Source organism: Type-D symbiont of Plautia stali (genome assembly GCF_001485335.1).
Lineage (GTDB): Bacteria > Pseudomonadota > Gammaproteobacteria > Enterobacterales > Enterobacteriaceae > Pantoea > Pantoea vagans_C.
On sequence record NZ_BBOC01000082.1, the window covers coordinates 1 to 24,513 of the forward strand.

21 protein-coding genes are annotated in these 24,513 nt (G+C 56.7%); 9 read left to right on the top strand and 12 right to left on the bottom strand.

Annotation, left to right across the window (positions count from 1 at the left end; translation table 11 throughout):
• The coding region (locus tag PSSD_RS20875) for an NAD(P)-dependent oxidoreductase (RefSeq protein ID WP_268810647.1) at positions 1-320 on the top strand (320 nt) is incomplete at its 5' end.
• A 2-nt stretch (positions 321-322) separates the two neighbouring features.
• Here PSSD_RS20875 and deoR read toward each other — a convergent pair.
• Positions 323-1,087: a DNA-binding transcriptional repressor DeoR gene (deoR, locus tag PSSD_RS20880; protein WP_058973544.1), complete on the bottom strand. Its 765-nt coding sequence runs from the start codon at positions 1,085-1,087 to the stop codon at positions 323-325.
• A 362-nt stretch (positions 1,088-1,449) separates the two neighbouring features.
• On the opposite strand from deoR, the gene rbsK reads away from it, so the two are divergent.
• The 4 genes from rbsK to PSSD_RS20900 all read left to right on the top strand — a co-directional run bounded on the left by rbsK (position 1,450) and on the right by PSSD_RS20900 (position 6,244).
• Complete coding sequence (gene rbsK, locus PSSD_RS20885) at positions 1,450-2,367, top strand: ribokinase (RefSeq protein ID WP_058973545.1); 918 nt, start codon at positions 1,450-1,452, stop codon at positions 2,365-2,367.
• A gap of 9 nt (positions 2,368-2,376) precedes the next feature.
• Positions 2,377-3,702, top strand: a complete 1,326-nt coding sequence (fucP, locus tag PSSD_RS20890) for an L-fucose:H+ symporter permease (RefSeq protein WP_058973546.1) — start codon at positions 2,377-2,379, stop codon at positions 3,700-3,702.
• On the top strand, positions 3,699-4,712 hold the full coding sequence (locus tag PSSD_RS20895; RefSeq protein ID WP_058973547.1) for an aldose 1-epimerase family protein: 1,014 nt from the start codon (positions 3,699-3,701) through the stop codon (positions 4,710-4,712). The genes fucP and PSSD_RS20895 overlap by 4 nt, the downstream gene beginning before the upstream one ends.
• A gap of 173 nt (positions 4,713-4,885) precedes the next feature.
• Positions 4,886-6,244: a methyl-accepting chemotaxis protein gene (locus tag PSSD_RS20900; protein WP_058973548.1), complete on the top strand. Its 1,359-nt coding sequence runs from the start codon at positions 4,886-4,888 to the stop codon at positions 6,242-6,244.
• Positions 6,245-6,314: 70 nt separating this feature from the next.
• Here PSSD_RS20900 and urtE read toward each other — a convergent pair whose 3' ends face one another.
• The 8 genes from urtE to atzF form a co-directional block, all read right to left on the bottom strand.
• The gene (gene urtE, locus PSSD_RS20905) at positions 6,315-7,013 is read right to left on the bottom strand and encodes an urea ABC transporter ATP-binding subunit UrtE (protein WP_039329503.1); all 699 of its coding nucleotides are present in this window, start codon (positions 7,011-7,013) and stop codon (positions 6,315-6,317) included.
• A gap of 1 nt (position 7,014) precedes the next feature.
• Positions 7,015-7,806: an urea ABC transporter ATP-binding protein UrtD gene (gene urtD, locus PSSD_RS20910; protein ID WP_039329501.1), complete on the bottom strand. Its 792-nt coding sequence runs from the start codon at positions 7,804-7,806 to the stop codon at positions 7,015-7,017.
• Entirely contained in the window at positions 7,799-8,875 is a 1,077-nt protein-coding gene (urtC, locus tag PSSD_RS20915) for an urea ABC transporter permease subunit UrtC (RefSeq protein WP_039329499.1), read from the bottom strand. The genes urtD and urtC overlap by 8 nt, the downstream gene beginning before the upstream one ends.
• Entirely contained in the window at positions 8,875-10,440 is a 1,566-nt protein-coding gene (gene urtB, locus PSSD_RS20920; RefSeq protein ID WP_058973549.1) for an urea ABC transporter permease subunit UrtB, read from the bottom strand. Before urtB ends, urtC begins: the two co-directional genes overlap by 1 nt.
• Positions 10,441-10,549: 109 nt before the next feature.
• On the bottom strand, positions 10,550-11,818 hold the full coding sequence (urtA, locus tag PSSD_RS20925) for an urea ABC transporter substrate-binding protein (RefSeq protein WP_058973550.1): 1,269 nt from the start codon (positions 11,816-11,818) through the stop codon (positions 10,550-10,552).
• Between the two features lie 28 nt (positions 11,819-11,846).
• Positions 11,847-12,545 (bottom strand): GntR family transcriptional regulator, encoded by a 699-nt coding sequence (locus tag PSSD_RS20930; protein ID WP_058973551.1) that lies wholly within the window; start codon positions 12,543-12,545, stop codon positions 11,847-11,849.
• Positions 12,546-12,554: 9 nt separating this feature from the next.
• Positions 12,555-16,172: an urea carboxylase gene (uca, locus tag PSSD_RS20935; protein ID WP_058973552.1), complete on the bottom strand. Its 3,618-nt coding sequence runs from the start codon at positions 16,170-16,172 to the stop codon at positions 12,555-12,557.
• A gap of 2 nt (positions 16,173-16,174) precedes the next feature.
• Entirely contained in the window at positions 16,175-17,971 is a 1,797-nt protein-coding gene (gene atzF, locus PSSD_RS20940) for an allophanate hydrolase (RefSeq protein WP_058973553.1), read from the bottom strand.
• Between the two features lie 254 nt (positions 17,972-18,225).
• Here atzF and sltY point away from each other — a divergent pair, with 254 nt between their 5' ends.
• Both sltY and trpR read left to right on the top strand, forming a co-directional pair.
• Entirely contained in the window at positions 18,226-20,145 is a 1,920-nt protein-coding gene (gene sltY / locus PSSD_RS20945) for a murein transglycosylase (RefSeq protein ID WP_058973554.1), read from the top strand.
• Positions 20,146-20,189: 44 nt separating this feature from the next.
• Positions 20,190-20,513 carry a trp operon repressor gene (gene trpR / locus PSSD_RS20950; protein ID WP_039329485.1) on the top strand — a complete coding sequence of 108 codons (324 nt, stop codon included), beginning with the start codon at positions 20,190-20,192 and terminating at the stop codon, positions 20,511-20,513.
• Between the two features lies 1 nt (position 20,514).
• On the opposite strand, the gene yjjX is transcribed toward trpR, so the two are convergent.
• Positions 20,515-21,033, bottom strand: coding sequence for an inosine/xanthosine triphosphatase (gene yjjX, locus PSSD_RS20955; RefSeq protein ID WP_058973555.1), 519 nt, complete (start codon positions 21,031-21,033; stop codon positions 20,515-20,517).
• Positions 21,034-21,084: 51 nt separating this feature from the next.
• Between yjjX and gpmB the strand changes: the two genes are divergently transcribed.
• Entirely contained in the window at positions 21,085-21,732 is a 648-nt protein-coding gene (gene gpmB, locus PSSD_RS20960; RefSeq protein ID WP_039329482.1) for a 2,3-diphosphoglycerate-dependent phosphoglycerate mutase GpmB, read from the top strand.
• A 259-nt stretch (positions 21,733-21,991) separates the two neighbouring features.
• Here the strand turns inward: gpmB and robA are convergent, their stop codons facing one another.
• Entirely contained in the window at positions 21,992-22,873 is an 882-nt protein-coding gene (gene robA / locus PSSD_RS20965) for an MDR efflux pump AcrAB transcriptional activator RobA (protein WP_039329480.1), read from the bottom strand.
• Between the two features lie 194 nt (positions 22,874-23,067).
• On the opposite strand from robA, the gene creA reads away from it, so the two are divergent.
• Positions 23,068-23,541 (top strand): protein CreA, encoded by a 474-nt coding sequence (gene creA / locus PSSD_RS20970; RefSeq protein WP_039329478.1) that lies wholly within the window; start codon positions 23,068-23,070, stop codon positions 23,539-23,541.
• Positions 23,542-23,589: 48 nt separating this feature from the next.
• On the opposite strand, the gene arcA is transcribed toward creA, so the two are convergent.
• Positions 23,590-24,306 (bottom strand): two-component system response regulator ArcA, encoded by a 717-nt coding sequence (gene arcA / locus PSSD_RS20975; RefSeq protein WP_039329476.1) that lies wholly within the window; start codon positions 24,304-24,306, stop codon positions 23,590-23,592.
• Positions 24,307-24,513: the final 207 nt, after the last annotated feature.

Consider the following 24,513-nt stretch of genomic DNA (forward strand, 5'->3'; position numbering starts at 1 on the left):
ATACTCATAACATCATCAACGCGGATGCGCTGGCGCAGATGAAACAGGACAGTTTCCTGGTTAATCTCGGACGCGGTGGGTTGATAGAGAAACAGGCATTTCTGGCGGCGCTGGAGAGCAAAAAATTAGCTGGGGCCGGGGTGGATGTGTTCTGGCAGGAGCCACCCGATCCGCAGGATCCGGTGTTCCGCTATAACGTGATCGCCACCCCGCACATTGGCGGCGTGACAGACATTTCTCTCGCCGGCAACATCAAAGGGATCTGCGATAACCTGCGCCGTTTGCGCGATGGCGACGCGGTGATCGATCGTAAAGCCTGATCTCAAGGCAGGCGCAGTGGGATATTCTGTTGCGCCAGCCAGTTTTTCAGCGCCGCTTCTGGTGCGCTGTCACTCACCAGCAAATCAAATCGGCGCAGCTCACCAATACGGGCGGGCAGCACTTTGCCAAATTTACTGCTATCGGCCACCAACACACGGGTGCGCGCCCGTAACATGGCGTGATGCTTCATGGCTAATTCATTGATGTTATAGCAGGTTGCGCCCTGTTCCTGATCGATGCCCGCTGCCGAGATAAAGGCCAGCGTGGGGCAGAGATCGTCGAGGATCGAATGGGCACCGATCGGCGTGAACAGCGCGTTATCCGCATGAAACTCCCCACCGCTCAGGATCACATTACAGGCCGGTTTCTCTTTCAGCGCGAGAAAGGTATTCATGGCGCAGCAAATCGCGGTGAAGGGCAAGGTGTCCGGAATGGCATCCACGATGTAAGGCAACGTGGTGCCGCAGTCAAAAAACACCGTATCGTTTTCGCTGATCAAACTTGCCGCCGCCTGCGCCAGACGTTGTTTACGTGCGGCGTTTTGGCTGTGTTGGTCGGAGATAAAATAGTGTCCGGCGTGGCTTTTCGGATCGCTGACAATATACCCACCCAACAGCACAACCGCCGAAGCGGGTTCCGTCAGATCGCGGCGAATCGTCATCTCTGATACACCCAACAATTGAGCCGCATCTTTCAGGTGTAGCTTGTCGGTACGCTTCAGCGCCTGTGCCAGCTTGTGAATTCGTTCGTCGCGCCGGGTTTCCATGATGATCTCTGTTGATTGAGTAGGCTGAGGTCGAGGATGCTGAAGGTGAAATCACGATAAATGATAAAAAATTTAATGATTTGCGACACCTGTAGCACAACGATTTTCAATATTACCTGTAATAGGATCGGCCCGCAAACCCCTCTCTCCAGTCCGCGATGGCCGTTTCGCTTAACGCTATCTCTGCAACACGATGATGTTACATTGTTAGAATAATAACACTCTCGCTCAGTAATCTGTGGCGTTATATCGGTTTTGTCGATGATGTTGAGGTGTGAATTTTGTCACATTACAACCTTAATTTAACTGTTATTGTTAATTTAATAACATTATAAGGTTAAAAATTCACCGGGGAGTTAACAATGGATATCGCGGTTATTGGGTCAAATATGGTGGACCTTATTACCTACACCAATCAGCTACCGAAGGCTGGGGAGACGCTGGAAGCACCCGATTTCGCTATCGGCTGTGGAGGGAAGGGGGCAAATCAGGCGGTGGCAGCAGCCAAAATGGGCGGTCGCGTGATGATGGTGAGCAAAGTGGGGGACGATCTGTTTGCGCCTAACACCGTGGCGAACCTTAAACAGCAGGGGGTGGATACCCAATATGTGACCACCGCAGCGGGTACGTCCAGCGGCGTGGCGCCCATCTTCGTTGACGATCAATCACAGAATCGCATTTTGATTATCAAGGGTGCCAATCAGCTGCTCAAACCAGCAGACATTGATGAGGCCGCTGAGGCGCTGAAAGCCTGCAAGCTGATCATCCTGCAGTTAGAAATCCCGCTGGAAACCGTCTATTACGCCATCGATTTTGCGCGTCAGCACGATATCAAAGTGATCCTTAACCCGGCACCGGCGGTGGCGAATCTCGATATCGACTATGCCTGCAAGTGCGATTTTTTTATGCCCAATGAAACCGAACTGGAGATCCTCACGGGCATGCCGGTGGGCACGGATGACGAGGTGAAACGGGCAGGGCAGACGCTGCTTAAGCGCGGTCTGAAAAACCTGATTATTACCCTCGGAGGGCGCGGTTCGCTATGGATGGCGGGTGACACTATGCACCATGTGACCCCCACGCCAGTGAAGGCTGTGGACACCAGCGGTGCGGGTGATGCTTTCATCGGCTGCTTCGCGCATGCCCTGGTGAAAAACGGTGATATCGCGGCGGCGATGGCGCAAGCCTCGGCCTACGCCGCTTGCAGCGTGACCGGTCGCGGTACGCAGCGTTCCTATCCTGACGCGGAAACCTTCCAGCGTTTTCTCAACGTACACTGAGGTCGAGCTATGCAACCGAACATTGTTCAGCAACCTGACGGCTATCTGAATAAGACGCCGCTGTTTCAGTTCATTTTGCTCTCGTGCCTGTTCCCGTTGTGGGGCTGTGCTGCGAGCCTGAACGACATCCTGATCACCCAGTTCAAAAGCGTGTTCGCGTTGAGCGACTTTGCCAGCGCACTGGTGCAGAGTGCGTTTTACGGCGGCTATTTTCTGATTGCGATCCCGGCTTCTTTGGTGATCCGCAAAGCCACTTACAAGCTGGCGATCCTGATGGGCCTGGTGCTTTACATTGTGGGTTGCGTGCTGTTTTATCCCGCCTCGCACATGGCCACTTACACCATGTTCCTTGCGGCGATTTTCGCCATCGCCATTGGCTTAAGCTTCCTTGAAACCGCAGCCAATACTTATAGCTCGATGATTGGGCATCGCGATCACGCCACGCTGCGTCTCAATATCAGCCAGACGTTCTATCCGATTGGCGCACTGATGGGCATCGTGTTGGGCAAATATTTGGTGTTCCAGGACGGTGAAAGTCTGCATGCACAAATGGTGGGCATGAACGCGGAGCAGGCGCATGCTTTCCGCCTCAGCATGCTGGAACACACGCTGGAGCCCTACAAATATCTGGTGATGGTGTTAGTGGTGGTCATGTTGCTGTTCCTGTTCACTCGCTACCCCCGCTGCAAACCTCAGTCGAGCGAAAAATCGCTGCCTTCGCTGGGTGAGACCTTCCGCTATCTGGCGGGTAATCGTCACTTCAAGCGCGGTATCGTCGCGCAGTTCCTGTATGTCGGGATGCAGGTGGCCGTCTGGTCCTTTACCATTCGTCTGGCCTTGACGCTGGGGGCGACCAACGAACGTCACGCCTCTAACTTTATGATTTATAGCTTTATCTGCTTCTTCATCGGTAAGTTTGTCGCTAACTTCCTGATGACGCGCTTCCGTGCAGAGAAAGTGCTGATTGCCTACTCAGTTCTTGGCGTCATTACCCTCGCGTGGGTGATGTTTGTTCCCAACTTTACTGCGGTGTACGCGGCGGTATTCGTGAGCGTGCTGTTCGGGCCGTGCTGGGCCACCATCTATGCCGGCACGCTGGCCACGGTGGATAACAAGTACACGGAAGTCGCGGGTGCTTTCATCGTGATGTCGATTGTGGGTGCCGCCTTTATTCCGGCCATTCAGGGCTTTGTTTCCGATCATCTTGGATCGATGCAGTTGGCGTTCGGCGTTTCGCTGCTGTGCTTCGCGTGGGTCGGCTTTTATTTCTGGGGCGAACTGCGCCATAAAAACCAGGCGATTCAGGCAGGGCGTTTAGTGGAGGAGATGCCATGAAAACCCGTTTACCGCTGCGCCGGGAGCAGTTTCATGAAACGCCCAGCACGCTGCTGCACAATGCGACTTTCCACGTCGAGTTATTCCGCTATCCGGCGGGTGTTGAAGCGGTACGCATCAGCAACCTACGCGGTACGGTGATTGTGCTGCCGTTTTACGGGCAGATGGTGTGGGATGCCAGCTTTGATGGCCACTCGCTGACCATGGGGCACAGTTTCAAACAGCCGCTGCTCGGCAGCTCGATTATCGATACCTATGGCTGTTTTGCCTTTCATTCGGGTTTGCTGGCCAACGGTTGCCCGGCCCCGGAGGATGACCATCCGCTGCACGGTGAAATGGCCTGCGCCCGCATGGACAGCGCATGGATCGTGCTGGAGCAGGATCGTGTGTCGTTGGAAGGCGAAACTGAGTATGTGAAAGGTTTTAGCCATCACTACTTAGCCTCTCCGGCGGTGCGGTTGCATGCCGACACGCCGCGCCTGCAGATTGAAATGAACGTCACCAATCTGGCGGGTGCACCGATGCCGCTACAGTATATGTGTCATCTGAACAGCGCCTGGCTGGCAAATGGCCGCTTTAAGCAGTCGATCCCACAGGATGCCTTTCAGTTACGGACGTCGATTCCAGCCCATGTGAAGCCGACACCGCAGTGGAGCGCCTATACCGATCAACTGGCGCGCGATCCGCAAGCATTCCAGCAGTTGGATCAGCCGGAAATGTGCGATCCTGAGATTGTGTTCTTTGCCGATAATTTGCCGCAGTACGGCAACGAAGTGCAGTTTGAGTTGCATGCGCCGGAAGGCTTCGCACTGATGACCCGCTTCGATAGCCGCCAGTTCCCGCACGCCACGCGCTGGATGCTGTACAACCACGATCAGCAGGTCGCGGCCTATGTGCTGCCCTCCACCTGCCGACCGGAAGGATTTAAGGCGGCGCAGCGTGCCGGCACGCTGATTGAATTGGCTCCAGGTGAGAAGCGCCACTTTAGCGTGGAGACGGGAATTCTTTAATTTTTTTGACGGCGGGCGGCCTGAAGGCCCAGCGGTAACGCCGTCTGGGACCGCACAGGGGTGGACTGAACCCATAATGTTGGACTGTAAAACGACATAATGGGGATAAATCATGAAGCCCAAATATTCCACTCAATTCAAGTTAAAGGTCGTGCGTTACTTTCTCGACGGTCATGCCGGTCAGGGCGGGACAGCACAACCAGTTTAAAATTGGCCAGCGGCTGGGGTTTCTCGCCACGCTGCTGCTGTTCGCAACGTTGTTGATGGGACTGCATGGACTGCAAGTCAATATGCAGGCGCTGGAAAACAATCAAGACGTGATGGCACGTGAAGTCTTGATTGCTGACAGCATCGACACCGCGCGCAGTGCGCAGGTGCAGTTCAAGATACAAGTGCAGGAGTGGAAAAATACCCTGTTACGCGGCACGCAAGGGCAGGAGACCTTCGATAAGTACAAAAAGGCGTTTTTGAAAGAGAGCCAGCAAACGCAGGCGCTGCTGAGTGAGTTAAGTCAAATCCAGACAGCGCTGGGGCTGCCTAATGCACCAGTTGAGCAGGCACGCCAGGTGCATGCAGGGCTGGAGAGCCAATATCTGGCGGCGCTGGAAAACTACCGCATCAGCGACAGTAGCAGCGCCACCCGCGTTGACCATCTGGTGACAGGGATTGACCGCGCACCCACGCAGCAAATCGACGATCTGGTGGCTGCCACGCTGAAACGCGCGCAGCAGATGCATCAGGAGATCGAGGCGAATAACCTCGCCCACTACCAGAAAACCCGCATGCTGCTGCTCATCGCCATGGTCTGTATTCTGCTGGTGGGTATCGGCATTACCGCCTGGCTGGTGCAAAGCATCACCCGCCCTTTGAAGCAGGCGATCAACGTGGCAAAAACCGTGGCCGCTGGAGATCTGCGTGCGCAAATTGAAGTATCAGGACGCGATGAAACCGCGCAACTGATGGCGGCACTGCGCGACATGAACCACAACCTGACGCGCATCGTCACTGGTGTGCGATCCGGCACCGAAGCGATTGCGGATACCACCGATCAGGTGGCGCATGGCAGCCGTGAATTGTCGGCGCGCAATGAAGCGCAGGCAAGCGCACTGGAAGAGACGGCCCGAGCTGGCAACGATGGCCGTGGCTTTGCCGTGGTGGCTTCAGAAGTGCGGGCGCTGGCACAGCGATCGGCCTCCGCCGCGCGTGATATTCGTGGTCTTACCGATCGATCGGTGAATCTGATTGCGCAGGGCAACACGCTGGTCAAAGGTGCGGGATCGTCGATGCAGGAGATTGTCGAAAGCGTGAAGCAGTTGTGTGAGCTGATGGAAAATATCTCGGCAGCCAGCGCGGAACAGAGCGTGGGGATCGAGCAGGTGAATCTGGCGGTGACGCATATGGATGCGGCGACACAGCAGAATGCCACGCTGTCACAGCAATCAGCACAGTCAGCACGTGCGCTGAATCAGCAGGTTGGCTCGCTGGTGGAGAATATCAGCGTGTTCCAACTGGATACAAAACCGGCGCATTAATTTCCGCTAATAAATGGCGCCGCTGCGGCACTGGGCTGTAGCGGCGCGATTCATCGCGCGTTTCAATATATTAAATCGCCACCAACCCGCGTACGCCCTCGGCTTCCATATTGGCACCTGCGCCACGTTGTACAATCTCCCCGCGCGACATCACCAGATAGCTGTCGGCCAACTCGGCGGCGAAATCGTAAAACTGCTCCACCAGCAGGATCGCCATGTCACCGCGCTGTGCTAACTGGCGGATCACCGCGCCGATCTCTTTGATCACCGACGGTTGGATCCCTTCGGTGGGTTCATCGAGGATCAATAACTGCGGTTTACAGGCCAGCGCACGCCCGATCGCCAACTGTTGTTGTTGCCCGCCAGAAAGATCGCCGCCGCGTCGTGCTTTCATCTCTCGTAGCACCGGGAACAGTTGGTAGATCTCCTCTGGCACCGTTTTGGCCTGCGATCCGGAAAAACGAGCCAGCCCCATCAGCAGGTTCTCTTCCACCGTCAGACGCGGGAAAATTTCACGCCCCTGTGGCACATAAGCGATCCCAGACTGCACGCGCTGATGCGGTTTACGGCTATTGATCACTTTATCCTGCCAGCGAATTTCACCGGACTTCGCGGGGATCAACCCCATCAGGCACTTCAGCAGTGTGGTTTTCCCCACGCCGTTGCGACCCAGCAGGCAGGTAATCTCGCCTGATTTAGCCTCAAAAGAGAGACCGCGCAGAATGTGGCTGCCGCCGTAATATTGGTTCAGTTCGGAGACTTGTAGCATCTTAACGCCCCAGATAAACGTCGATAACGCGATCGTCCGCTTGCACTTCGCGTAACGATCCCTCCGCCAGCACCTGGCCTTGATGCAACACCGTGACATGATCGGCGATAGTTTCCACAAAGCCCATATCGTGTTCGACCACCATCAGCGAGTGCTTGCCTGCCAGGCTACGAAACAGTTCGGCGGTGTACTCAGTTTCTGCATCGGTCATGCCCGCTGCGGGTTCGTCGAGCAGCAGCAGATGGGGGTCTTGCACCAGCAGCATGCCGATTTCAAGAAACTGCTTCTGGCCGTGCGACAGCAAACCCGCCTTGCGTTGGCGTTCGCCTCCGAGTCGCAGCAGTTTCAGCACTTCATCAATGCGGTCTTGCTGCTCGCCATTGAGCTTTGCCCGCAAGCTGGCCCACACTGATTTATCATTTTTCAGCGCGATCTCCAGATTCTCAAACACCGTTAACGCTTCAAACACCGTGGGTTTCTGGAACTTACGGCCAATGCCAGCGCGCGCGATCTCCACCGGTGACATTTTGGTGAGATCGGTGTCCTGGTCGTAGATCACTTGCCCGTTATCAGGACGGGTTTTGCCGGTGATCACATCCATCAAGGTGGTTTTGCCCGCGCCGTTGGGGCCGATCACACAGCGCAGTTCGCCAACGCCGATCTTCAGTGACAGATCGGTCAGGGCGCGGAAGCCATCAAATGAGACGTTGATCTTCTCCAGCTGCAGCACCGGATCGCTCTGATCGCGGTGGCGGTCTGCTGGATGGGGTTGGGTAAACAGTTGCTCAGTCATCACGCCTCCGGCGCAGCAGGCCAATCACACCACGCGGCAGGAACAGCGTGACGAGGATAAACATCAGGCCGAGGAAGAACAGCCAGTATTCCGGGAAGGCAACGGTAAACCAACTTTTGGCTCCGTTGACAATCGCCGCACCTAACAGCGGGCCAATCAAGGTACCGCGACCGCCCAGCGCCACCCAAATGGCCGCCTCAATCGAGTTGGTGGGGGACATTTCACTGGGGTTAATGATGCCCACCTGCGGCACATACAGGGCGCCAGCCAGCCCGCACAGTACGGCGGAGAGCGTCCAGACAAACAGCTTGAATCCTTTAGGATCATAACCGACGAACATCAGGCGGTTTTCTGCATCACGCACTGCGGTGAGTACACGGCCAAACTTGCTGCGTGCCAGCGCGAAGCCAATCCCCAGACTGATCAGCAGCAACAGCACGGTGGCGATAAACAGTCCGATGCGGGTGCCGGTGGCGGTGACATTAAAGCCGAGCAGGGTGGTGAAGCCGGTGAAGCCGTTGTTGCCACCGAAGCCGGTTTCATTGCGGAAGAACAGCAGCATGCCCGCGTAGGTCAGCGCTTGCGTCATGATCGAGAAGTAAACGCCTTTGATCTTTGAGCGGAAGGCGAAGAAGCCAAACACCAGCGCCAGCAAGCCGGGCACCAGCATGATCAGACACAGCGCCCAGGCAAAGTGCTGGGTACCGGCCCAGAACCACGGCAGCTCGTTCCACGACAGGAATGACATAAACGCCGGTAAGCCCTCGCCAGAGGCCTGACGCATCAGGTACATGCCCATGGCATAGCCACCCAGCGCGAAGAACAGGCCGTGCCCGAGCGACAGTAATCCGGCATAGCCCCACACCAAATCCAGTGCTACCGCGACGGTGGCATAGCAGAGAATTTTCCCCACCAGCGTCAGCGTGTAGGTGGAGATCGCCAACGGGTGCGTGGCGGGCAACAAGGCGCAGAACGGCATGATCAACAGCAGCGCGGTGACCACGATGCCGAGGCCGATGCTGAGGCGTGGCGCTTTGCGCGCCAGCGTTAAGGTGATGGGTTGGCTCATTAGTCGATGACCCTCCCTTTAAAGGCAAACAGGCCCTGTGGACGCTTCTGAATAAACAGCACGATCAACACGAGGATGAGGATTTTACCCAGCACCGCGCCAATTTGCGGTTCCAGTACTTTGTTGAGAATGCCGAGGCCAAAGGCTGCTACCACGGTGCCCGCCAGTTGCCCGACACCACCCAGCACCACCACGAGGAAGGAGTCGATGATGTAGCCCTGGCCGAGTTCGGGGCCGACGTTACCCAACTGCGATAACGCCACGCCGCCGAGTCCTGCAATGCCAGAACCGAGGCCGAATGCCAGCATATCGATGCGTCCGGTGGGCACGCCGCAGCAATCGGCCATGGCGCGGTTTTGCGTCACGGCACGCACGCTCAGGCCCAAGCGCGTTTTGTTCAGCAGCAGCCAGGTGAGGCCTAACACGGCAAACACGAACAGGATCACCGCGATACGGTTGTACGGCAGCACCAGATTGGGCAGGACCTGCAAGCCGCCAGAGAGCCAGCCTGGGTTAGCCACTTCGAGGTTTTGCGCGCCGAACAGCATGCGCACCAGTTGGATCAGCATCAGGCTGATGCCCCAGGTGGCGAGCAGCGTTTCCAGTGGGCGGCCGTACAGGTGGCGGATAATGGTGCGCTCCAGCAGCATGCCGATACCCGCTGTCACCAGGAATGCCACCGGCAGTGCCAGCAGCGGATACCACGCCAGCCACTGTGGCGCGAACTGCTGGAACAGGTTCTGCACAAACCAGGTGGCATAGGCACCCAGCATCAGCATCTCGCCGTGCGCCATGTTGATGACGCCGAGCAGGCCGTAGGTGATCGCCAGACCGAGAGCAGCCAGCAGCAGGATCGAGCCGAGAGAGAGACCGGTAAAGGCCTGGCCCAGCAAATCGCCCCACATCAGCCGATGTTTGATCTGTTGCAGGCTGGCGGTTGCTGCCGCGCGTACCTGGGCATCCGGCTCATTGCTGGCTTGCGTTAAACGATTGAGGCTAGCCTGCATATTGGGATCGCTGGATTCCCCAAGTAGCGTAACTGCTTTGAGGCGCACGGCGGCATCCGGGCTGGCCAGTTGCAGGTTGGCCGCGGCCATGGCTAATACAGCATGTACCTGTGCGTCTTTTTCGACGGCGAGGCGTTGTTCAATCAGCGGAAGCTGATCGGCGGCTCCGTCGTTTTGTAACTGTTGTGCGGCGCGCAGGCGCAGGGCCGGGTCATCACTCACCAGCTGGTGGGCGGCGAGGGCGCTGGCGATCAGCACGCGCAGTCGGTTGTTCATAAACAGCTTTTTGGTGTCGCCATTGGGGTGTTGCGCGCTGTCCAGCGGGGTAAAGGTATCAGCCTGCTGGCTGAACGGCTGCTTGTCCTGGTCAATGACTACGCTTTCGTTGCGCAGTGCCTGCAGCAGCGGTACACGGCTCGCCTGCGGTGCAGCGGCCCACTTTTGCAGTAGCGTGGCTTGTTCGGTGCGGCTGGCGGCAGCGAAGTCGGCGCCATCGCCCGCCTGAGCCAGCCAAGGCAGGAGCAGCAGCAGACAGCAAATATAACGGCGGATTGTCATGGTGATGATCCTGTTGAACTGAAGCGGCGTTGAAAATGGTCGCCAAAATTGGCGACCCTACGGAGTCCGCGCAAATAATCCAGGGTCGCCATTGATGGCGACCACCCACTTACTGCGTCGATTTCACCGGATAGTCAGGCTTCTTATCGTTACCCGCGATGTACGGGCTCCACGGCTGTGCACGTACTGTCTTATCGGTCTGCCACACCACGTTGAACTGGCCGTTCTCTTCCACTTCGCCAATCATCACCGGCTTATGCAGGTGGTGGTTGGTTTTATCCATGGTCAGGGTGAAACCGTCTGGTGCTTTAAAGGACTGGCCCGCCATGGCGGCGCGCACTTTGTCGACATCGGTCGTACCCGCTTTCTCCACCGCCTGTGCCCACATATGAATGCCGACATAGGTCGCTTCCATTGGATCGTTGGTCACGACCGTGTTGGCGTTCGGCAGGTTGTGTGCTTTGGCGTAGGCACGGTAATCCGCAACAAACTTGGTGTTGATTGGGTTATCAACGGATTCAAAGTAGTTCCACGCCGCCAACTGACCGACCAGCGGTTTGGTGTCGATACCGCGCAGTTCCTCTTCCCCCACGGAGAAAGCAATCACCGGAATGTCCGTCGCTTTGATGCCCTGGTTCGCCAGCTCTTTGTAGAACGGTACGTTGGAGTCACCGTTGATGGTGGAGATCACCGCAGTTTTGCCACCGGCAGAGAATTTCTTGATGTTGGACACGATGGTCTGATAGTCGCTGTAACCAAACGGCGTATAGACCTCTTCGATATCTTTATCCTGAATGCCTTTGGTGTGCAGGAAGGCGCGCAGGATCTTGTTGGTGGTGCGTGGGTAGACGTAATCGGTACCGAGCAGGAAGAAGCGTTTCGCGCTGCCACCGTCTTCGCTCATCAGGTATTCCACCGCCGGAATCGCCTGCTGGTTCGGTGCCGCACCGGTGTAGAACACGTTCGGTGACATCTCTTCACCTTCATACTGCACCGGGTAGAACAGCAAGCCGTTCAGCTCTTCAAACACCGGCAACACTGATTTACGTGATACCGAGGTCCAGCAGCCAAACACCGCCGCGACTTTATCTTGCGTCAGCAGTTGGCGCGCTTTCTCCGCAAACAGCGGCCAGTTGGAGGCGGGATCCACCACCACCGGCTCCAGCTTTTTGCCCAGCACGCCGCCTTTGGCGTTGATTTCATCAATGGTCATCAGCGCCATGTCTTTCAGCGGTGTCTCCGAAATCGCCATGGTGCCGGAGAGCGAAGATAAAATACCGACTTTAATGGTGTCAGCGGCTTGGGCACCAAAGGTAAAGCCCAAACTGGCCACGGTGGCGGAGAGCGCAAAAGCTTTAAGCAACGAACGTCTTTTCATTGTTAACCCTCTAAATGTGTTAGTGTTTTTATTCAATGGGTTGAAGCCGGGCCTGCTGTAACATATGCAATGTGATCTTTCTGACCTCTGCCTTACTGACGGCGATGTGGTCGGTTAAAATGCGCTGTGCCTCCTCGGTGTGTTGCTGGAAAATCGCCCGTAAAATCTGGGCGTGTTCACGGTATGTCGCGTCTACCCGGTCATCTCGCGTGAAATCGAGGCGACGGATAATGCGAATTTTTTCGGTCAACTCGGCGTGGATGCGCGCCATTTCCTGATTACCGGCCGCCGCTACCAGCGCCATATGAAAGGCTTCGTCATGCGCCGATACGGCCTTGCCGTCCTCCAGACGTGGTGCATCAATCCAGAAGCTTTTCAAAGTGGTGAGGACTTCAGCACAGGCCAGCGGCGGCAGTGCACACAAACGGCGCACCGCTTCGCGCTCCAGCACGGTACGGAAGTCGTACAGTTCTTCGAAATATTCGAAATCGAACGGCTTCACCTGCCAGCCGCTGCGGAACCACACTTCGACATAGCCCTCGCGCTCCAGCCAGAACAGCGCCTGACGCACCGGCGTGCGGCTGACCTCCAGCCGTTCGGCGATTTCGTTTTCACTGAAGCGATCTCCGGGCATTAAACGGAACTCAAATATGTCCTGTTTCAGTGCCTGGTAGACCTTCTCTGCCAGTGCTTCTGGACGGCCTTTGCTGCGTGGGCTTGGATTCATGCGTGCTCCTTATTCCAGCCACAGCAGGGTGTCGCCCGGACTCACCGGACGTCCTGCCTGGCAGGCAATGCGTTTCACCGTGCCGGCTTGCGGCGCGACAATCGCCAGTTCCATTTTCATCGCTTCGACAATAATGATGGTCTGACCGGCTTCCACCGCGTCACCCGGCTGCACCAGCACTTTCCAGATGTTGCCGTTCATGTCGGCGCACACCGCCAGCGCATCGTCATCGGCTTCGGGCGCAATCAGTGTCTCTTCACTGGTGAGTGGCGCGTTCTGCTCTTCCTGCGCCCACAGTGTCACCTCCTGATCAAAGGCCGCTGACTGACGCTGACGGAAGGCAGCAATCGAATCCGCGTTATCAATCAGGAACTGCTGATGGGCAGCGAAATCAAACTGGGTCTCTTCGATGCGTACCGTGGCGCGGCCTTCGCGGAAGTCATCGCGCAGTTGGGTTAACTCATCTTCAGTGACCGGATAGAAGCGCACCTGATCGAAGAAGTGCAGCAGCCATGGCTCATCCGCCGCGAACTGATCGTTCTTGAGGAATTTGTTCCAGATCGGCAGCGTGCGGCCCACTAACTGATAACCGCCGGGGGAGTCCATGCCGTAAATACACATGTACATGCCGCCAATCCCCACCGTGCCTTCAGCAGTGAAGGTACGCGCCGGGCTGTATTTAGAGCTGAGCAGGCGATGGCGTGGATCGATTGGCACTGCACATGGTGCGCCCAGGTACACATCACCCAGACCCAGAATCAGATAGCTGGCGTCAAAGATCGTGTCACGTACCGCTTCGCGACTCTCCAGGCCGTTAATGCGCTGGATAAAATCAACGTTGTTTGGCAGCCATGGCGCAGTGGCACGGACGGTTTCTTTGTAGCGTTCCACAGCACCCAGTGTGGCGCTGTCTTCGAAAGCCATTGGCATCCAGACGATACGTGACGGCACTTTTAGCTGGCTCACATCGCCCAGTCCGGCTTCCAGCTCCAGCAGCAGGTTCATCAGCTGTTTCTGGCTGAGGATCAGGCTGTCATAGCGCACCTGCAGTGAACGCACTCCGGGTGAAAGCTCCTCGACACCGGGAACGGCGCGCTCGCGCAGAGCGTTCATCAGCAGATGCACGCGCAGGCGCAGCGCCAGATCCAGTACGTTGTCGCCATATTCAATCAGTACATATTTGTCGCCCGCCTGGCGATAAACCGCCGTTGGCGTGGTTTCTGTCGCTGGGAGTGCTGCCAGCAAGGTCGCGGAGCCGAACTCGGTGACCGCCAGGGAAGGCACGTCAAAGGTGGTCGCATGATGGCTGCGCAGCGTCTCAACGCTCTGCGCTTGCGCTTTTTCCAGCGCGACCGCTTCATCCGCACTGATTGGATGGAAGCGAATGGTGTCGCCCGGTTTGACCTGGCCGACTTTCCACAATTCCGCTTTTGCGATAGTCACAGGACAGACAAACCCGCCGAGGCTTGGGCCGTCATGAGTCAGGATCACCGGGAAGTCACCAGTGAAGTTCACCGCGCCAATTGCGTATTCGCAGTCATGGACGTTGGAAGGGTGCAGCCCAGCTTCACCGCCGTTGGCGCGGGTCCAGGTCGGTTTTGGCCCCACCAGACGCACGCCTAAACGGTTGGAGTTGTAATGCACCTGCCAGTCGCTGGCAAAGAACTCGTCGATGGCGGCTTGGGTGAAGAAATCCGGCGCGCCATGCGGCCCGTAGAGTACGCCGATACGCCACTCGGTGCCGTAATGCGGCACCAGGGCATGATCGAGTGCTTGCGGTTCGCTGACCGGCGCAGGCGTGGTGCAAGCCGCCAGCAACGGCTGGGAAATGGGCAGCATATCGGCCACGCGCAAGGTGCGCCCGGCATGGCCGCCAAACTGGCCGAGTGAGAAGGTGGAACGGCTGCCGAGATACTCTGGCACGTCAAAGCCGTTGCGCACCGCAAGATAGGTGCGGCAGCCGCTCTGCGCGCGACCCAAGGTCAGCACCTGGCCTGCTTTGACCTGAATCGGCTGCCAGTAGGTCAGGCTCTCGCCATCCAGCTCCGCCGGGCAATCTGCACCGGTCAGGGCAATCACCGCATCGCTGTGGAAGCGCAGTGTCGGCCCTTGTAGGGTAAATTCCAGCCCCGCGGCGCTATCGTGGTTGCCGACGATGCGGTTAGCCAGGCGGAAAGCAAAGTCATCCATCGGGCCAGAAGGCGGTACGCCGATATCCCAATAGCCGAGACGGCCAGGGAAATCCTGGATGCTGCTGAAAGTGCCCGGCTGCAGCACTTCAATCACACTGGCAGACGGCGTGAAGCTGTCGAGGAAGCGCGTCCACACCTTGCCGCTCTGGAAGGCTTCTGTGGCGATGATTTGGCGCAGGTAATCAAGGTTGGTCGCAATGCCGTGCAACTGCGTGGCATCCAGCGCCTGTTGCATCTTCGCCAGTGCCGCTTCTCGGGTATCCGCCTGCACGATAAGTTTGGCTACCATAGGATCGTAAAACGCGGATACCTCAGTGCCGGTATCGATCCAGCCATCCACGCGCACATCGTCCGGGAAGGAGACGCCGGTCAGCACTCCAGGGCTTGGCTGGAAGTTCTTCAGCGGATCTTCGGCGTAGATACGCACTTCAATTGAGGCGCCCTGTGGCGCCTGTTGCAGGCGTGCCCAGTCGATGGCATCGCCCGCTGCGACCATCAGCATGCATTCGACCAGATCGAGTCCGGTGACACATTCGGTGACCGGATGCTCCACCTGCAAACGGGTATTCACTTCGAGGAAGTAGAAGGCGTCTTTTTCGGCATCATAGATATATTCCACCGTACCCGCGCTGCGGTAGCTCACCAGCTCGCCGAGGCGCACCGCTGAGGCCAGCAAAGCTTCACGTGTGGCCTGCGGAAGATTCGGTGCTGGAGTCTCTTCCACCACTTTCTGATTACGGCGTTGCAGCGAGCAGTCGCGCTCGCCCAGTGCGATCACTTTACCGCTGCCATCACCAAAGATCTGGACCTCGACGTGGCGTGCGCGGTCGATAAAGCGCTCAAGGAACACGCCGGCATCACTAAAGAACTGTTCGCCGAGGCGACGCACGCTTTCCCACGCATTGCGCAGTGCTTCGGCGTCATCACAGCGGGTTAAACCAATGCCGCCGCCGCCCGCTGTGCTTTTCAACATCACCGGATAACCAATGTTTTCCGCTGCGCTGAGTGCTTCCTCCAGCGAGTTCAATAACGGTGTGCCCGGTGTCATCGGCACGCCGGCATTGGCAGCCAGTTCACGTGCGCGGTGTTTCAGACCAAACTCACCAATCTGATGCGCCGTAGGGCCGACAAAGGCGATACCCGCTTCTTCACAAGCGGCGGCAAACGGCAGACTTTCAGAGAGGAAGCCGTAACCGGGCCAGATGGCTTCTGCGCCGGTCTCTTTGGCCGCCGCCAGAATTTTATCGATGCGCAAATAGCTGTCGCTGGCCTTATCACCGCCCAGCGCAATTGCCACATCCGCTTCTTTGACGTGGCGCGCATTGCGATCGGCATCTGAATACACTGCAACGCTTTTCACGCCGAGGCGTTTAAGGGTGCGAATGGCACGGCAGGCGATCTCGCCACGGTTGGCAATCAGTACGGTACTGAACATGATTATTTACTCCCCTGGGTGGCCAGCCAGTTACGCCAGCCGCCGAATTCAGTGATTTCCAGCGCCTGTGCCAGCACCGCCGGTTCGCAGATAAAGCCTTTCACTGTGCGGCCATCAGCCAGCGTCAGTGAGCCGATGCCGAGCGGGGCCGGGATCTCTGCCACAAACTCACCAAAGCGCGCCAGTGGGATATCCCACAGCTCAACGGTGATCGCTGCACCGCTGTCGCCGCGCAATAGGCCAGGCTTCTTAATTGGGCCATCGAGCAGGGCAAACAGGCGATAGTTGCTGGCGGTTTGCGTCTCTTCCACTAACACCGCATGGCGGGTGGTGAGCTGGAAATTGAGCGGCATGCCAGTGAGATGCGCACCGACCACCGCCACGCGCACGTGATCGGCTGAGACTGGTAAGGATGTGTGCTGAGCAGGTTGCGGTTTATCGGTGGCACCCAGCGTCAGCGCCATTTGCTGCTGCCATTGCATGCCAAAGCCCGCCAGTGCGCGATCCTGCCAGGCGGGAGCAATCAAGGTAATGCCAGCAGGCAAGCCATCGGCACGGAACGGGCCGGGCAGGGCCAGGGCACTGAGATCGGCGAGGTTGGTGAAGTTGGTGTAGGTGCCGAACTGCGAGTTGTAGTGCACCGGCTCCTGTTTCATCTCTTCCAGCGTATGGATGGTGGGGGAGGTGGGCACCACCAGCGCATCAAACTGCGCCAGCGTTTGCTGGATTTGGCGCGTCAGTTCGGCGCGCAGATATTCGGCCTGATAGGCTTCGACCGCGGTGTATTTCAGGCCGCTGCTGACAATGCCATACACCACCGGGTCCATCTCTTCCGGGCGGTTGATCATCTCACCCACTGCGACGGTGCGCTCGGCGACCCACGGGCCGTAGTAGAGCTGCTCCGCTAACTGGTGGAATGGCGTGAAATCAATGGCGTGCAAAGTGGCGCCCGTGGCTTGCAACTGCGCGAGGGCACTATCCCAGGCGGCTTCGGCCTGTTTATCGCCAAAGAATTCTGGCGAAGCGGGAATAGCAAAATCTGGCTGCGCTTTGAAGCTGGCGGGCGCGGTGTGCGGATTGCTGCGCGAATACGCATCTCCGGCATCGTAGCCACCTGCGGCGGTGGCGACAGCGAAGGCATCTTCTACCGTTAATGCAAACACGGAAATGGTGTCGTTCAGGCGGCAGGCGGGCACCACGCCGCTGGCAGAGAACCAGCCTTTGGTGGGTTTGAGCCCGACAATGTTATTAAAACCAGCCGGTACACGACCCGATCCGGCGGTGTCTGTGCCGAGTGAAAAGCCGACCAGACCGCGTGCCAGCACTGACGCCGAACCCGAACTTGATCCGCCACTGACATATTCTGGATTAAATGTGTTGCTCACCGCGCCATAAGGGGAACGAGTGCCCACTAAACCTGTCGCATATTGGTCGAGGTTAGTTTTACCGATGACCACCGCACCTGCGGCTTTTAGCTGTGCGACAACAAAGGCATCGGCTTCGGCGGTGTAAGTAAAGGCAGGGCAGGCCGCGCTGGTGGGCCAGCCAGCGACATCAATATTGTCTTTCACGGCAAAGGGCACGCCAAACAAAGGTAGCGCCGCAGGATTACGCAGGTAACTGGCCAGTAGCGGCTCGATTTGTGCCTGCAATTGCGCCGGCGTGGCAAGGTAAAGCCACGCGTTATCCTGCTGGTCGAGAGCGTCGAGGTGCGCGGCCAGCAAAGAGGTAATGCACTGCGGGTCCTGCTGGTAGCGGTGTTGCCAATCCTGAAGCGTGTAACCGAAGGTTGATGCCATGAGTGAATTCCAACTGGTATACAAGATGGAATTCAATAGAGCAAAGCGCGTGCCATTTTTTAAATGTATGATTGTTAATAAATAATTTATGTGTGATAAGTTTTGTGATGAAAGATTGCACAATCAAAGCGCAGAAGTTGTGCGATCGCGGTGCGCCTGCGTAAATTTTGTGAAGAACATGGCAAGAGTGGATGGGCTTGGTTAGCATGAATGGGGTCTGATATGAGCTGGACCGCAGCAAAGAGGAGAGCAGAGTGGAGAAGTGGCGTAACTGGATGATAGGAATCTGCCTGGTCAGCACGGCCAGCAGCGTGTGGGCCGACTCGCTGGATCAGCAACGGCAGCGCTATGCACAGATCAAACAGGCTTGGGATAACAATCAAATGGACCAGGTCTCGCAGCTGATGCCCACGCTGCAGGACTATCCGCTCTATCCTTATTTACAGTACCGTCTGCTGGCGCAGGACCTGGATCAGGAAACGCCGCTGGCAGTGAAGAATTTTATTCAGCAATATCCAACGTTGCCGCCCGCGCGTTCGCTCTCTACTCGCTTTGTGAACGTGCTGGCGCATCGTCAGGACTGGCAGGGCGTGCTGAGCTTCAGCCCGGATGAGCCGAAACCCGTACAGGCGCGCTGCAACTGGTATTACGCCAAATGGGCGACCGGCCAGCAGCAGGCGGCATTTGATGGTGCTAAAGCTATCTGGCTGCGCGGTTCAGCGCTGCCGAACGACTGCGACCAGCTGTTCTCCGTATGGCAAGCTTCTGGACAACTGTCGCCGATCACCATCCTCGAACGCATCCGTCTGGCGATGAAAGCGGGTAACGACAGTCTGGTTAACTACCTCGCTAAAATGTTGCCTGCGGATTACCAGACCACTGCCAGCGCCTTGATTGCGCTGCAGCAGAACCCGCAGACCGTCACCACCTTTGCCAGCAGTCTCGGTCCTACTGATTTCACGCGCATGGCCACCAGTTATGCCTTCGCCCGCGTAGCGCGTGAAGATATGGATAATGCCCGCATGATGATCCCGCAGTTGGTGCAGGCGCAGAAAATGGGCCCCGCGGAAGAGCAGGATCTGAAAGAAACGGTGGTGTGGCGCATGATGGGCGCGGATCTCACCTCGGTACAGGCGCGCTGGCGCGATGCGGTAGTGATGAACAGCGAATCCACCGCACTAATCGAACGCCGGGTGCGTCTGGCGCTGAGCCAGAACGATCGCCGTGGGCTGAATACCTGGATCGCCCGTTTGCCGGTGGAAGCCAAAGAGAAAGACGAGTGGCAATACTGGCAGGCCGATTTACTGATTTCCCAAGGACGCAAAGAAGAAGCCGATGAGATTCTGCGTAAACTGATGCAGGCGCGCGGTTTCTACCCGATGGTGGCGGCGCAGCGTCTGGGCGTGGAATACCCGTTACAGGTTGACCAGGCACCGGCTGCTGACAGTTCAGTGGTGCAGGGGCCAGAACTGGCGCGGGTGCGAGAGCTGATGTACTGGGGGCTGGATAATCTGGCGCGCAGCGAGTGGGCCAATCTCATCTCCAGTAAAACGCATGTGCAGCAGCAGATGCTGGCGCGTTATGCCAATGAGCAGGACTGGTGGGATCTTAGCGTGCAGGCCACGATTACCGCGAAAATGTGGGACAGCCTGAAAGAGCGTTTCCCGCTGGCGTGGCGCAATCTGTATCAGCAATACACCAGCGACAAAGGCATTCCGCAGAGCTATGCCATGGCGATCTCCCGCCAGGAAAGCGCCTGGAATCCGAAAGCGCGCTCGCCGGTCGGGGCCAGCGGTCTGATGCAGGTGATGCCGGGCACGGCGACGCACACGGTGAAGATGTATAACATTCCTGGCTACGTAAACAGCAGCCAGTTGCTGGATCCACAAACCAATATCCAGATTGGCACCCAGTATCTGGAGTATGTCTATCAGCAGTTCGACCAGAACCGTATCTTCTCTTCGGCCGCGTACAATGCCGGACCGGGACGCGTGCGCAGTTGGTTGAACAACAGCGGCGGCAAACTGGATGCGGTGGCCTTTATCGAAACCATCCCATTCTCGGAAACGCGCGGCTATGTGAAAAACGTGCTGGCGTATGATGCCTACTACCGTTACTTCATGGGCAAGCCGGATAAGATTCTCGCCGATGGTGAGTGGAATCGCCGTTACTAGCTGTGCTATGCTTCCGTACTCGTCAATGAGTACGGAAGCCCTTCATGAGCCAACCCCTTTCATCCCAGCCGGATTCGGCTCAGCCTGTTGAAGATAACTGGCTGCGTTTTATTGATTTGATGCAAAACGCCTTTGCTGACGGCGTCTCCTTGCCTTTACTGCACTTGATGATGACACCCGACGAACGCGAAGCCTACGGCACCCGCCTGCGTATTATTGAAGAGTTGATGAACGGTGAAATGAGTCAGCGTGAGTTGAAACATGAGCTTGGCGTGGGGATCGCCACCATCACGCGTGGCTCCAACAGCCTGAAAGAGGCGCCTCCCGAGCTGAAACGCTGGTTGGAAGCGCGTTTAGGACGTCGTTAACTTATTGAGTGTATAACGGATGAGTGAACGGACAGAGTGCCAGAATCAACGCCTGATGGTAGACGCTGGAACGACTTAACAAACCGTGCGTGAAGGCGCCAATCGCGCCGCCTTTCTGCTTGATATTGTCCACCCCGGTCAGACGCGCCATTTCATCCCCTAATTCGTGCCCATCGGCTAAACCCGCTAACACAATCGGCGGCAAGGTGAAGCTGGCAGAGCGTGATTCTCCGCGCTGCTGGGCGTTTTCAATCACCATCCAGGCAAAGGCGCAATCGCCTTCGATACCGGCTTCAATCGCTACCCAATAGTCAGACTGCGGGCGCAGTTGACGCGCGTTCGCCACGCGGGTACGTGCGCCAGTTCGCGTTTCGACATCACTTAGCGGCTGAGCGGCAACGCCACTCTCGACCTCGACCCCTTCAATGTGGCAGGATCCTTCGCCAAAGACGTCGTTGAACGCCTGAGCAATCGCGCGAATTTTTGCCGGGTTGATGGTGGCTGCGACAACGTGGTACATAATTGTTTGAACCCTCAAGGCAAATTTGTCGCAGTATAACGGAAATTAAGCATGCTACAGGTCTATCTTGTTCGTCACGGCGAAACGGTATGGAATGCGGCCCGACGCATTCAAGGGCAGTCCGACAGTCCGCTGACGGAAAAAGGTGAGCAACAGGCCCAACAAGTGGGCGAACGCGTGAAATCGCTGGGCATTACTCACGTGATTGCCAGCGATTTAGGGCGTACGCGCCGCACGGCAGAGATTATCGCCGATGCGTGTGGCGTCACTGTGTCAGTTGATGCTCGCTTGCGCGAACTGAATATGGGTTGCCTGGAACAGCGCCCACTCGACGGTCTGACGCCGGAAGAGGAGAGCTGGCGTAAAACGCTGGTCGATGGCACGGAAGGCGGTCGTATTCCGGGTGGTGAATCGATGCTGGAGATGGCTACGCGCATGCATGAAGCGCTGAATGCGTTGCTGGAACTGCCCGCAGGCAGCCGCCCGTTAATTGTCAGCCACGGTATGGCATTGGGTGTATTGGTCAGCACGCTGCTGGGATTACCGGCGCATGCTGAACGTCGTCTGCGCTTGCGCAACTGCTCTATCTCACGCGTGGATCACCAACAAAGCGCGTGGCTGGCAGCAGGATGGGTGGTAGAAACAGCAGGCGATGTGTCGCACCTGGATGCGCCTGCGCTGGATGAGTTGCAGCGTTAATTGTCATTCGATTCCGGTGCGCATAAATGCGCACCCTACAAAATCGTAGGGCGCTATGAATGCGCACTCTGCGAAAATCGCACCGGACATTGTAGGGTCGCTATGAATGCGCACTCTGCGAAAATCGCACCGGACATTGTAGGGGCGCTATGAATGCGCACTCTGCGAAAATCGCACCGAACATTGTAGGGTCGTCATTTATGGCGACCGCAAGTTATCGAGTCAAAAAAAATGCCGTCATCATGACGGCATTTTCATATCAGCGACTCGCTTGTGGGCGAATCGGAATCAGATATTCGCAACGGATCTCCGTTGGCGGCTCGCTGCGTTTCTTGCCACCGTGCGTGAAGAAGCGTTCGATATCCTGGCCCTGACGGCGCACCAGTCCGAGTGTTGGCATGCAGGTGCCGTACAGCAGCAGGATGAACTCCTGAAGTGCGCTACGTGGGCCGTTATAGGTAAACTGCACGTAATCACCCGCTTCCAGAATCACGCTCTGATTCGACTGCATACTCAACGCCTGTTGATCGGCAGGCACCGCCGTGGTGTAGAGAATTTCCTGCTCATCATCTTTTTCATGGCTGGCGCGTACCTGATGCAGGCCGTACAACACCGGCGGTACAGTGTCGGTTTCCAGCAAGAACTGCTTCCAAAAGTGAATGCGCATCTCGTCACGGTAGCTGGAAATTTGTTCCAGCGTACAGGTATAACTTTGCGTTTGTCCGACCAACACGGTTTCCGGCAGCGTGACAAAACTCGCTTCAGGCATGTGGTGATCATCAAGACGAATCGGCGGGCGAATGCCGAAGGAGTTCCACTCCGATGAACGACGATACCAGGCAGGCGTTTGATTGAACTGTTTTTTAAACGCACGGGTAAAGGTTTGCTGCGAATCGAAGCGATATTGCAGAGCGATGTCGAGGATCGGGCGACTGGTCAGGCGCAGGGCCACAGCGGCTTTCGACAGACGACGCGCGCGGATGTAAGCACCGATGGCGTGGCTTGTCACTTCCTTAAACATACGCTGTAGGTGCCACTTGGAGTAGCCCGCTTTCAACGCAACATTATCGAGTGAAAGGGGTTGATCCAGATGGCTCTCCAGCCAGACAAGCAAATCGCGAATGATACCGGCTTGGTCCATAAAACATCCTCATAACTCTCTGGTGGCGCAACTATGAAGTCGTCGAATAATAGCACGAAATGCACAAAGGCGTGGGAGCGGTTTGTCAATCGGCTGTGCTAAATCAATGCGGGTTACAACCCGTTTAGGTTTGGTTCCGGGTTCGATTGACAGTACATTACAGTCTCATCTATTCGATTGCCAATGGTAACTCAATGACAATAACTCGCTTTCTTATAATCACGCTTGCAACTTGTGTGTTCAGCGCGGGCGTCCAGGCCGAAGAGATCGGCTCAGTTGACACGGTATTCAAGATGTTTGGCCCCGATCATAAGATCGTGGTGGAAGCCTTCGATGACCCCGATGTAAAAAATGTAACCTGTTATATCAGCCGGGCAAAAACCGGTGGGATCAAGGGCGGATTGGGTCTGGCAGAAGACACTTCCGACGCGGCCATCTCATGTCAGCAGGTTGGGCCCGTAGAGCTTAGCGATAAAATCGCACAAGGCAAGGCGCAGGGTGAAGTGGTATTCCAAAAACGCACTTCTTTGGTGTTTAAGAAACTACAGGTGGTGCGCTTCTTTGACCAGAAACGCCATGCGCTGATCTATCTTAGCTATTCCGATAAGGTGGTTGAGGGCTCGCCGAAGAATGCGTTGAGCGCCGTGCCGATTATGCCGTGGAAATAAGGCATAAAAAAACGCCCTGTTGGGCGTTTTTCTTTTACCGCAGCAAACTTAATCCTGCAATTCGCCGCAGAAGCGGTAACCTTCGCCGTGAATAGTGGCGATGATTTCTGGCGTATCCGGCGTAGATTCAAAATGCTTACGGATGCGGCGGATGGTGACATCCACCGTGCGGTCATGCGGCTTCAGCTCGCGGCCGGTCATCTTCTTCAGCAGGTCACCACGGGTTTGAATTTTGCCCGGGTTTTCGCAGAAGTGCAGCATGGCGCGGAATTCACTGCGAGGCAGTTTGTATTGTTCGCCATTCGGGCTGACCAGTGAGCGGCTATTGATATCCAGCTCCCAGCCGTTAAAGCGATAACTTTCCACCGTGCGGCGCTCTTCGCTCGGCATCGCCAGATTCATGGTACGCGACAGCAAGTTGCGCGCACGAATCGTCAGTTCGCGCGGGTTGAACGGCTTAGTGATGTAATCATCGGCGCCAATTTCCAGGCCGAGGATTTTATCCACTTCGTTATCACGGCCTGTCAGGAACATCAGCGCAACGTTTGCTTGTTCACGCAGCTCGCGCGCCAGCAGCAAACCGTTTTTACCTGGCAGGTTGATGTCCATAATCACCAGATTGACGTCATTTTCCGTCAGAACCTGGTGCATCTCAGCACCATCGGTGGCTTCATAGACCACGTAACCTTCCGCTTCAAAAATACTTTTGAGGGTGTTACGCGTGACCAGTTCGTCTTCAACGATAAGAATGTGCGGGGTCTGCATGTTTCGCTACCTAAAATTTGCCAACAAATCGAAAACAGGGCGTACCGGGTTGCGCACACTGTTCACCTGAACAGAATATCTTTCGCAACCGGTGTACGAAATAATCTTCGGAATACACCATCCATCAACGTCAACTTCAGTGTTAGCTCAGCCAGTCAGGATGAATATTTGCGTGCCCCGTGGGTATCGGACTGGCGCTTATCCTAA

Coding starts and splice junctions, on each gene's coding strand:
- gpmB (WP_039329482.1), top strand. CDS start 21,085: ATGCTACAGGTCTATCTTGTTCGTCACGGCGAAACGGTATGGAATGCG.
- rbsK (WP_058973545.1), top strand. CDS start 1,450: ATGGATATCGCGGTTATTGGGTCAAATATGGTGGACCTTATTACCTAC.
- urtD (WP_039329501.1), bottom strand. CDS start 7,806: ATGACTGAGCAACTGTTTACCCAACCCCATCCAGCAGACCGCCACCGC.
- urtA (WP_058973550.1), bottom strand. CDS start 11,818: ATGAAAAGACGTTCGTTGCTTAAAGCTTTTGCGCTCTCCGCCACCGTG.
- yjjX (WP_058973555.1), bottom strand. CDS start 21,033: ATGTACCACGTTGTCGCAGCCACCATCAACCCGGCAAAAATTCGCGCG.
- fucP (WP_058973546.1), top strand. CDS start 2,377: ATGCAACCGAACATTGTTCAGCAACCTGACGGCTATCTGAATAAGACG.
- urtC (WP_039329499.1), bottom strand. CDS start 8,875: ATGAGCCAACCCATCACCTTAACGCTGGCGCGCAAAGCGCCACGCCTC.
- atzF (WP_058973553.1), bottom strand. CDS start 17,971: ATGGCATCAACCTTCGGTTACACGCTTCAGGATTGGCAACACCGCTAC.
- PSSD_RS20895 (WP_058973547.1), top strand. CDS start 3,699: ATGAAAACCCGTTTACCGCTGCGCCGGGAGCAGTTTCATGAAACGCCC.
- trpR (WP_039329485.1), top strand. CDS start 20,190: ATGAGCCAACCCCTTTCATCCCAGCCGGATTCGGCTCAGCCTGTTGAA.
- arcA (WP_039329476.1), bottom strand. CDS start 24,306: ATGCAGACCCCGCACATTCTTATCGTTGAAGACGAACTGGTCACGCGT.
- creA (WP_039329478.1), top strand. CDS start 23,068: ATGACAATAACTCGCTTTCTTATAATCACGCTTGCAACTTGTGTGTTC.
- deoR (WP_058973544.1), bottom strand. CDS start 1,087: ATGGAAACCCGGCGCGACGAACGAATTCACAAGCTGGCACAGGCGCTG.
- robA (WP_039329480.1), bottom strand. CDS start 22,873: ATGGACCAAGCCGGTATCATTCGCGATTTGCTTGTCTGGCTGGAGAGC.
- urtE (WP_039329503.1), bottom strand. CDS start 7,013: ATGCTACAAGTCTCCGAACTGAACCAATATTACGGCGGCAGCCACATT.
- uca (WP_058973552.1), bottom strand. CDS start 16,172: ATGTTCAGTACCGTACTGATTGCCAACCGTGGCGAGATCGCCTGCCGT.
- PSSD_RS20900 (WP_058973548.1), top strand. CDS start 4,886: ATGCCGGTCAGGGCGGGACAGCACAACCAGTTTAAAATTGGCCAGCGG.
- PSSD_RS20930 (WP_058973551.1), bottom strand. CDS start 12,545: ATGAATCCAAGCCCACGCAGCAAAGGCCGTCCAGAAGCACTGGCAGAG.
- urtB (WP_058973549.1), bottom strand. CDS start 10,440: ATGACAATCCGCCGTTATATTTGCTGTCTGCTGCTGCTCCTGCCTTGG.